Annotated in this window: 8 protein-coding genes and 1 pseudogene; 3 read left to right on the forward strand and 6 right to left on the reverse strand. The window is 66.8% G+C overall.

Annotated elements, in window-relative coordinates; all coding sequences use genetic code 11:
- Nucleotides 1–98: 98 nt before the first annotated feature.
- Nucleotides 99–578 (forward strand): annotated as a pseudogene (locus tag AB0367_RS38265) (FAD-binding protein); the annotation flags it as partial.
- Nucleotides 579–741: 163 nt separating this feature from the next.
- On the opposite strand, the gene AB0367_RS38270 reads toward AB0367_RS38265, so the two are convergent.
- The 5 genes from AB0367_RS38270 to AB0367_RS38290 form a co-directional block, all read right to left on the reverse strand.
- Complete coding sequence (locus AB0367_RS38270; RefSeq protein WP_366231424.1) at nt 742–1,869, reverse strand: ABC transporter permease; 1,128 nt, start codon at nt 1,867–1,869, stop codon at nt 742–744.
- A 98-nt stretch (nt 1,870–1,967) separates the two neighbouring features.
- Complete coding sequence (locus AB0367_RS38275) at nt 1,968–2,630, reverse strand: ABC transporter ATP-binding protein (protein WP_366231425.1); 663 nt, start codon at nt 2,628–2,630, stop codon at nt 1,968–1,970.
- Between the two features lie 2 nt (nt 2,631–2,632).
- Complete coding sequence (locus AB0367_RS38280) at nt 2,633–3,901, reverse strand: hypothetical protein (RefSeq protein ID WP_366231426.1); 1,269 nt, start codon at nt 3,899–3,901, stop codon at nt 2,633–2,635.
- A gap of 10 nt (nt 3,902–3,911) precedes the next feature.
- Complete coding sequence (locus AB0367_RS38285) at nt 3,912–4,796, reverse strand: hypothetical protein (protein WP_366231427.1); 885 nt, start codon at nt 4,794–4,796, stop codon at nt 3,912–3,914.
- Nucleotides 4,797–4,898: 102 nt separating this feature from the next.
- Complete coding sequence (locus AB0367_RS38290; RefSeq protein WP_366231428.1) at nt 4,899–5,315, reverse strand: hypothetical protein; 417 nt, start codon at nt 5,313–5,315, stop codon at nt 4,899–4,901.
- A gap of 242 nt (nt 5,316–5,557) precedes the next feature.
- On the opposite strand from AB0367_RS38290, the gene AB0367_RS38295 reads away from it, so the two are divergent.
- The gene (locus AB0367_RS38295) at nt 5,558–7,912 is read left to right on the forward strand and encodes a glycoside hydrolase domain-containing protein (protein WP_366231429.1); all 2,355 of its coding nucleotides are present in this window, start codon (nt 5,558–5,560) and stop codon (nt 7,910–7,912) included.
- A gap of 15 nt (nt 7,913–7,927) precedes the next feature.
- Nucleotides 7,928–9,001, forward strand: a complete 1,074-nt coding sequence (locus AB0367_RS38300; protein WP_366231430.1) for a hypothetical protein — start codon at nt 7,928–7,930, stop codon at nt 8,999–9,001.
- A 66-nt stretch (nt 9,002–9,067) separates the two neighbouring features.
- On the opposite strand, the gene AB0367_RS38305 is transcribed toward AB0367_RS38300, so the two are convergent.
- Nucleotides 9,068–9,400, reverse strand: coding sequence for a hypothetical protein (locus AB0367_RS38305; protein ID WP_366231431.1), 333 nt, complete (start codon nt 9,398–9,400; stop codon nt 9,068–9,070).
- Nucleotides 9,401–9,593: the final 193 nt, after the last annotated feature.

A 9,593-nucleotide genomic window follows, 5' to 3' on the forward strand; every position in this document is an offset into this window, starting at 1 on the left:
CCACGAGACGGCGATGGCGGTGATGGGCGGGGCCAGGAACACGCCGAACAGGCCGCCGACCGCGGCGCCGAGGATCGTGACGCCGAGCACGGCCATCGGACTTCGTCGTCGCGGCCACGCTGGACGATCTGGTGGCCGGGATGCAGCGGCTCGAGCCCGATGTCGCGCTGGACCTCGCCGCGATCCGCGGCACCGTCGAGGCCCGCGACCGCGAACTTGCCAACACGTTCACCAAGGACGCGCAGATCACGGCGATCCGCGGTGCCCGGTCGTACCGCGGCGACAAGCTCATCCGCGTCGCCACCCCGCACCACCTGCTGGACCCGAAGGCGGGCCCACTGATCGCGGTACGCCTGAACATCCTGACCCGCAAGACCCTCGGCGGCCTGGAGACGGACCTGTCGGGCCGCGTGCTGCGCGCCGACGGCAGCCCCCTACCGGGCGTCTACGCGGCCGGCGAGGTGGCCGGCTTCGGCGGCGGGGGCATGCACGGGTACAACTCGCTGGAGGGCACGTTCCTGGGCGGCTGCCTGTTCTCGGGTCGCACCGCCGGCCGCGCCGCGGCCGCCGCCGTCTAGCCACGGTCTTTCGCTGTGGTGTCGGGTTCAGCCCGACCGGTCGGCCTAGCGCGATGAGCCGGTCGAACGCGGTGACCAGGTGGGTAACCCAGGGCCAGTGTTCGGCGATGCGCAGCCTGACTCGTCGGGCGCCGCAACGAGAATCGACGCCGGTGTCCGGTGGTCACCGCTGGAGCGCCGCCACCGGCTGGATCCGCATAGCGCGGGCAGCGGGGAACAACCCGCCGACAAGCCCGGCTGCCGCGCAGGCCAGAGACGCACCGACTGCCAGCGTGATGTCGATGATGGGCACCCAGCCGTTCCAGAGCGAGACCGCGGCAACCACCCCGATCCCGAGCACCGCGCCGAGCATGCCGCCGACCGCTCCCAGCACGGTGGTCTCGCCGAGCAACTGCACGAAGACGTGGATACGTCGACCCCCCACCGCGCGCCGCAGGCCGATCTCACCGGTTCGCGTGGCGATGCCCGCGGTCGCCGCGTTGCCGATGGAGAAGGTGCCGATCACGAGAGCGACGAGGCTCACCAGGAGGCTGGACCTCGTGACGCTGCCCTCAACCTCCCGGCGCAGGGTCCTCGGGTCCGGCGGGGCAGTCGCGCGCAGCGCCTGTGGTGCTTCAGGCAGCAGCGCGAAGGGTGCCTGCCGACCGATGAGCTGCGCCGCGCCCGGCAGCGTCGCGATGACGACGTCCCGCTGCACCGCACCGAACCGCGTTTCCATGCGCGCTCCGACGGAGTACGGCATCACGATCGACAGCAGTGCCTCCGGCCGCCTGGCGACGTCGGAGTAGATGCCCATGACGGTGAATGGCTGGCCCTTTACGAAGACCGCCACACCGATGCGGGTGATGCCGAGCCGGTCGGCCAACGACTTCGGCAGCAGGACCACCGGGACCCGCTCTCGCTCGGCGAACTCGTCGAACATCCGGCCCACCACCATGGCAGGCCCGATGACGCGCAGCGCGCCGGGGTCGGCGGCGATGACCTGGACCGGCAGAGGGTCGGTGTCGTCACCAGCCGACCGGCGGACCTCCTGTTCGGCGTAGACGGCGCGGCGCCCGGCGTCCGTCACGCCGTTCAGCGATCGCAGCCGGGTGAGGCCTGCCGGGTCGTGCCAGCCAGGACCGAGTTCGTCACTCTCCGGGCGGACGACCACCTCCGTCGCGCGACGCACGTCGAACGAGCTCGCGACCTGCTGGTTCAGCGTCGAGCCCAGCCCGAGCGTCGAGACAAAGGCGGCCGCGCCCAGGACTGTGCCGATCGCGGTCAGCAGCGACCGGCCGAGGTGTCGCACGACTGAGACTTGGCACTCCCGCAGCACGTCAAGAATGCGGAACCGCGGCGGACGAACGCCGAGCGCCGCGCGCACATGCCGGTCGGACAGCCGGCCCGTCACTGTTCGGAGACAGTTCCGTCTGAGACGCACAGCCGCCGGCCACCTTCCTGCGCGACGTGGGGGTCGTGGGTCACCATAACGATGGTCAGGCCGCTGCCGTTCAGCTCCCGTAACAGCGCCAGCAGTGCCGCACTGTTCTCGTTGTCCAGGTTTCCGGTCGGCTCGTCGCAGAACAGGACCTGCGGTCGCGGTGCCACCGCGCGGGCGATCGCGACCCGCTGTTTCTCGCCTCCTGACAGCGTCCGCGGATCGGCATGCGCCCGGTGCCCGAGCCCGACCTGTTCAATCATCGCCAGGGCCAGTTCGCGACGGCGTCGCCGGCCGTGGGGGCCGTAGAGCATGCCGATCTCGACGTTCTCGACGGCGGTGCGGCCAGCGAGCAGGTGGAACGCCTGGAAGACGAATCCGAAGAGTTGCCCGCGCACCGCGCCGCGCATACCCTCGGACAGGCGGCCGGTCTCCATACCGTTGATCAGGTACGACCCGCTGCTCGGGACGTCAAGCAGTCCGAGAACGTTGAGAAGTGTCGATTTCCCAGCGCCCGAAGGGCCTGTGATGGTTACGTACTCACCCGGCTCCAGGCGGAGCGACACGTGACGCAGGGCGTGCACCGGATGGCCGTCGTCATAGGTTCGGCCGACCTCGACCAGTTCGAGCACAGCTACCCGGCACCAACGACGACTGGTGTGCCGGGGATGACCGTGTCGGCCTGGTCAGGGGTGATCTGCACCCATCCACCGGCGACTCGCCCGGTCTTGACCGTCCGGTCCGCGGTGGCACCCGAGTCGAGCCGGACCGTGACGAAGGTGCTGCCGTCGGCCCGGGAGTAGACGGCGCTCACCGGCACGGCGAGGGCCGGTTCGGCCGCGGCGGCCAGGGTGATGGTGATCCGCACACCTCGTCCGACGGCGCCGACCATATCCTTGCCGATGAAGGTCAGGGTGACGGGATAGCCCGGCTGACCGTCGTCACCGTTGACCATCTCGGCGCCGACCGACGCGACGACCGTCTCCGCCTCGGATCCGCTCACATCGTCGAACACCTTTCCTTGCACACCCGGCCGCACCAGCTCGATCTGGTCCTTGCTCAGCGCCGCGCTCACGAACGGCAGCTGCCCGTCGAGGTCGACGATCACCTGCTGCGGGTCCTTGAGCACCGCACCAACCCCTACCCGGATAGCGGTGACGCGGCGGCCGGGCTGATCGAGGAGCACGACGTTGGCCCGGCTGAGTCCGGGACCGGCGGCGAGTTCAAGCTCCTCGAGCGCCGCTCGCGCCTGTTGCACCTTCGAGCCCAGCGCCGGGTCGGTGGACCCGCCGGCCCGATACGCCTGCTCAGCCTCGGCCATCGCCTGGCGTGCGGCCGGCAGTTGCTTGGCGGCCTCGGCGCTGCCGCGGGGAACCGGATAGCCGATCCGGCGGTGCAGGTCCGCCAGCGCCTGCTGCGTTGCCCGGTCGAAGGTGCCGTGCACCGGCGCCCGGAACCCCATGCGCCGCAGCGATTGCTGGACCTCGGTGACGTCCGGCCCACTGAGCCCGCCAACCAGGTCACGGTACAGCGGGAATGGCAGCGTCAAGGCGATCATCGGCTCGCCTGAACGCGCGATGAGCACGTCGCCCTCACGGACCGTCTGACCGATCTTCGCCTCTACCTTCGTCACAACGCTGGTCTCACCGAACGCCGCGGACGATGGCCGAAGCGGCACACTCGGGCCGTCCTTCACCTGGCCGCGCAGCACAAGCGACTCGGACAACAACCGGCGCTCGGCCGGCACGGTAATCAAGGAAGCTGGCGGTGCGGCCGCGTCGGCCGCCGCCTGTTGCGGAGAACGCAGCCCGGGACCGAGCACGATCGATGCCACGACGCCGCCGACCACTACGACGCCGCCGACGGCCAGCCAGATCGTCGCCCTGTTGCTGTGCTTCAGCACAGCGCTCCTCTCAGCCGGTCGCCAAGGCAGCGGCGTTGCGAGCCAGAGCCTCGATCTTCGGGTTGAGCTCGCCGAGCCGGTCCTGATATTTCTCCACGTACCTAAGCTGAAGCGCGCTCGCGGCGGCCACCATGTGCTTGATCCGCCCGGTCTCCTCACCGCACCGGAACCAGGCCACCGCCAACGCAGACTCCTCCGCCGTCGGCCTGTACTTCCTGGCCGGGATCGCCGGCCCGACCTGCACGGTGCCCGGCACCTGAGGCGGTGTCCACGTCACCTCCGGAACGGAATCCAGCACGCCGAATTTGACGCCGAACCGCTGCGGCTGTGGCTTCTTCAGGAACTCGGCGCGGTCGGCCACGGTGTAGCCCTTGGACTCCATGCATCGCAACGTCTTCTCCGGCAGATCCGCCGGTACGTTGTCGGTGACCTCGCGACGGTAGGCTAGGAGGTCGTTGACCAGACCGTTGTAGCTCTGTCTCGTCTCGCGCGCGTCGGTGCCGAGCTTCTCCTCGGCACTCTTCTTGCAGCGGTCGAGATTCAGGTCATAGTTGGGGTCGAAGCTCACGACACGGGGAGGCTCGCCCTGCGTGTCGTGCCCGAAGCCCAGCCGTCGCGCCTCGTCCTCGGTGACCGGACCGAAGTCCTGCGCCTTGATGGTCAATGACTGGTACGGATTGCTCGGCCGGTCAGGAATCGCCTGAAGGTTCTGCGGGTAGCCGGCGGCTTGCATGCAGGTGTCGCGCATCCGCTGCACTGCGTAGTCGATCAACCCGACCTTGTCGCCCAGCACGATGTCGAACGGCTGCTGCGCGTTCACGGGGATTGTGGCCGGCTTGTCGCCACCACAACCTCCGAGCCCGACGACGATGCCAGCCGCCACCCCGACGGCCAAGCACCGCATCTTCCACAATCCCATCGACCACTTCCTCGATCATGAGCGATAGCCGTGAGGCCGCGCGGTTGTTGGTGCTGTGCGGCCTCACGGCTGAGCCACTCAGAGGCCATTGGGTGGATCGAAGCTGCACCGGCTGTGGCCGTTGTTCACGTTGTAAACGGGCAAGTAGCTATCTGACTGCCACTGGAAGTTCGCATAGTTAAACCACACGCCATACCTGTCGACGTCCCAGAGCGTAACGGTGCAAATGGTGTCGCGGTTTCGGACGCTGTTGGCATTGTCCATCACGTAGTGGTTCGTACCGGTGAAACGATACGCTATGTGGCACAGCTGGCAGTTCTCCTGCTGCCAGTGATTCGCGCCGTTCCAGAAATGCTTGACATTGTTACTGTTGTTCGCATTCTCACGAAAGCAGATCTCACCGTTTACGCAGTTCAGGGTTCCGTCGCCGTCGTCGGCGCTCGCTGGGGCAGCCACAGCCATGGCCGCAGCCAGAGGCAGGACGAGGACGACCATTCGACCAAGCTTCGACATACGCATCCAATCGTCAGTGGCGAATAGTTCACGTGCCGTCACAGTCTGCCAAACGAATCTTCCGACCGGAGACCCGTTTCCCGTGATGTGGATCACACATTTCTTCCAATTGGAGCGACTATCGATCGATTACACTCCATCACTGCCACCTAGTTGACGAAGATGATCAACAATGTGTTCTGCATGCAGAATTCAGCCGTGGCAAATGTTAGGACGGGGACTGCATGGACGCGATGGTATTGAAAGCCCAACGCTGGGTGAACGCCACGTACGGATCGGTGGCCGGATACAACCGTTGCGCCGAGGACGGCTCGACCGGCTGGGGAACCATGTTCGCGCTGACCAGAGCGCTCCAGATCGAGCTGGGCATCACGTCCCTATCAGACAATTTCGGCCCTACCACGCTTGCACGGCTGACCGCGCACGGCAATGTCGGAGCCAACTCGCCGAACATGAACATCCGCACCATCGCCGAGGCGGGGCTCTACTGCAAAGGTTATGACGGCGGCAACATCGACGGCGCGTTCAGTAGCAGCCGCACGGTCGCCGGGCTCGGGACCATGCAGGACCACATGGGGCTTTTTCCGGAGTGGACCATCTCACCGAAGGTCTTCAAGGCGCTGCTGACGATGGACGCCTACGTGCTGCTGCCCGGCGGCAACCAGTACCGCCGGCAGGTACAACAGTGGCTCAACCGTAGTTTCAGCCACCGCCGCGACTTCTACCTCAACTCGTGCGACGGTCTGGCGTCCCGTAGCGCCCACGCGAACCTCATCCTGGCGATCCAGTACACCCTGGGATTCACCGACGACAGCGCCAACGGCAACGTCGGTCCGGCCACGAAGGCGGGGCTGCAAGCGTCGGCCTATGTCCACGAGGGGTCGGTCGACAGCGGGCCGACGGGCTGGGTGCGCCTGTTCAAGGCCGGGCTGATCTTCAACGACTTCGACGGGCACTGGGATGACGCCGACCCGCAGTTCGACTCCCGACTCGCCGACAAGGCTAGGCTGTTCCAGGAATACACGGTTCTGCCGAAGACTGGGGACGCGAACTTCGACACCTGGATGTCCCTGCTCGTCTCCACGGGCAACCCAAATCGCGTTGGCCGGGCCATGGACTGCGCCCGCCCGCTCAACGCGGCGAAGATCGCCACGCTGAAAGCCAACGGTTACGAGTACGTCGGGCGGTACCTCAGCGGCGGCACCATCAAGGTGCTGACCAGCTCGGAGATCGCCATGATCAACGACAACGGCTTGGCCTTCTTCCCGCTGTATCAGGAGTTCGGCGACAGCGCCGCGCACTTCAACTACACCCAAGGCCGGACCGACGCGACCGCGGCCGTGGCCAAAGCGCACGAGCTGGGGATCCCGTTCGGGACGGTCATCTACTTCTCAGTCGACTACGACGCGCTTGACTCCGATATCAACACGTATGTCATCCAGCACTTCAAGGGCATCGCGGACGTGGTTCGCGATGACGGGAACAAGTACGCGATCGGCGTGTACGGGACCCGCAACGTCTGCAGCCGCCTCGCGAAGGCCGGCCTGACCACCCGAAGCTTTGTCAGCGGGATGTCGACCGGCTATAGCGGGAACATGGGCTACAGCCTCCCGGCGAACTGGGCGTTCGACCAGGTGGCGAACTTGACGCTGGGCGGGACGGTGGAAAGCCCCAACGTCCCCGGCTCCATCGAGATCGACAAGAACATCGCTTCCGGCCGGGACGTCGGCGTCACGAGCGTGACCAGGCCGAGGGACTACAACGACGCGTTCTACACGTACATGGTCTGGGTCGAGACACGTGCGCAGCAGTGGTGGGACCAGGGAAACCACGACCGTTCGCCGGTGGAACTGGCGGCCCAATACCTGCGCCACCGCAACGGCAAATTCAACTTCCCCGGCTCGGACACGGTCTTCGGCTCCATCGATGAGGACTTCATCACGTTCGTGAAGAACTACCCGGCCCGCCCGGACATGGCGCCGCTGCGCGACCCGAAGCTGTTCCGGGATCAGGACATCCCACACTTCGGCGCGTCGTTCGGCGCGGTCCTGAACAACACGCTGCACAGCGACTACACCAAGGTCAGCCTTCAGGACTTCGGCGGCTGGGCGGGTGACCTCGTCAGTGCAGTGCTCGACTTCTGCAAGACCGGCCGGCCCGCTTCAGAGGCATACACCTGGGGGCTGAACTACATCGCCTCAGACGCCGACGTGGGGTACTTCAACATCGACGACTTCCTGGCCGACGTCGATGCGTTTGTGTTCGGCTGGCTGCACAACGACGGCGACCAGCGGAAGCTGTCGCAGTTCTTCCGCGACTACTACTCGACCCCGATCGCCTCGCCCGGACGGTTTTGGGCCTTCTTCTACTACCGCTTCCTGTACTCGGAGGAGACGCTGCGCGCGGCGGCCAGATCGGCACTGTTCCAGCTCTCGGACCTGATGTACACCGGGGTCGTCGGGACCTTCTGGCTCTTGGAGGGCGGCACAGGCTACACCAGTTTGTACACGGTGCCGGATGAGATCAGGGAAGGCATCGCGCGAGCGTTCGCCGATGTCGTCCTCGAACACGTCCACTGAGTCAGGAGCAGACAGATGAGCGAGAACAGCCAAGGCTCCGCAACGGTGGGGCGGCGTCAGGTACTGGCCGCCGGCGGACTGATCCTCGGCGTCGGCTCCATGCAGGTGCTGCTTCCATCCGCACCGGCGTGGGCGCAGGCTCCCGCACCGGGCGTCACACTGGAGCCCTTCACCGATGACGCCGTCATCGTCCTGTCAGGCGACTCGACGGCCGTCGGCGCGTGCCCGCGCCAGCTCGCCTTGCGAATCGTCAACCCGGAGGTCGAGCTTCCCGCACAGACGAAGATCGAGGTGGTGTTCGACGGACGGCTGTACGCCCCTCGACGAGCGGCGCTGCTCAGCAGCGGGAAGCGCACAGTCAAGACCACGACGACCTTCACGTCCCCTGACGAGACAGGCACGGTGGTGTGCACCGTGACCCTCGACGAGGCCCTGCAGGGGCTGCGGGCGGGCGAGGACCCGGTCGTGCTGTCGGTCGCCACCGCCAACACGGCGCTGTATCCCCATGACCTCGTCCGGAACGCCAAGGACAGCAAGGTCACAGTCGCGGCCACCAGGCGTTCCGCGAAAGTGGAGCGAGGGCTGCGGGCCGGCGATGTCCCCAGGGCTGCGACACCGCGGCTGCCGTGGGGCGTCGAGCTTAGCGGCGGTTGGGGCCGGCACCGCCCGGCGTCGGGTGCGCAGTTCGCCTACTACTACCCGACCCAGCTCAGGATCCTTGCCATCGGACCCGGCGACGGACCGGACGCCACCACGTTCAACGTGTCGCTCGACCCGTATCTGGTCAAGGAGGTCACCGTCACCGCGATGCTGCTCAACGGCAAGCGGACCCCAGGCAAGGTCAATCTCGCCGGGACGACACGGAACACGTCGCTGTACCAAACAGAGTGGCGGCTTCCGGTCAAGCTCAAGGCCGGCGACGTGGTCGAGATCGCGCTAAAGACCACGCTGCTCAGTCCGCCGACCAACCTGATCACCGTCAAACATCCGGTGGTGACCGTCAACGGGACGCTCGACCCCGCCCAGCGTCAGACCGGCCGGCACACCCTCACCCGGCTCGACTCGCTCTGGGGGCCGGAGTCAGGCTGATTCAGCGCGGAGCGTTGCCACCACGCCGGTGGCAACGCTCCGCCACCGGTGGCCGTGTGCGGATCGCTACAGGCTGAGGGCGAAGATGCCCGCCAAGATCACCAGCACGACCACGACCACGATCAGGCCCGTGAAGGAGGCCACCGTGCCGGCGACCAGAGCCGAGCCGATCCGCCGGGAGATGAGCTTCAGCGCACCCAGCGAGACCACCAGGCCCGCGACGAGGAGCGGAAGGCCGACGGCCAGGAGCACCAGTGTGAGTCCCCAGCCGAAGCCGGAGCAGCCGAAGTCGCGCGGGCCATCGCAGATGTACGGCGAAGTGGACGGCGGTTCCCCCGGACCGAGCGCGACCGCCACCAGGAGCAGCGCCGTCAGCCCGGCGGCATACCAGCCGGCCATGACTCTCCGGCTCCTCCGATGACGCTCTCGTAGATCCACAATCGTAATTTTCGCACAATGGTGGTTCTTCGAAGGTGGTGGGGGGTCTGAGGGTCTATGTGTTGTGCTCGGGGCGGGCGGCGCGCCGGAACTGCAGGGCCACGACGATCTCGGCCGTGCCGAGGATCAGCGACGTGATGCCGGTCAGCAGGAT

Source organism: Dactylosporangium sp. NPDC051484 (assembly GCF_040689395.1).
In the GTDB taxonomy this organism is placed as follows: domain Bacteria; phylum Actinomycetota; class Actinomycetes; order Mycobacteriales; family Micromonosporaceae; genus Dactylosporangium.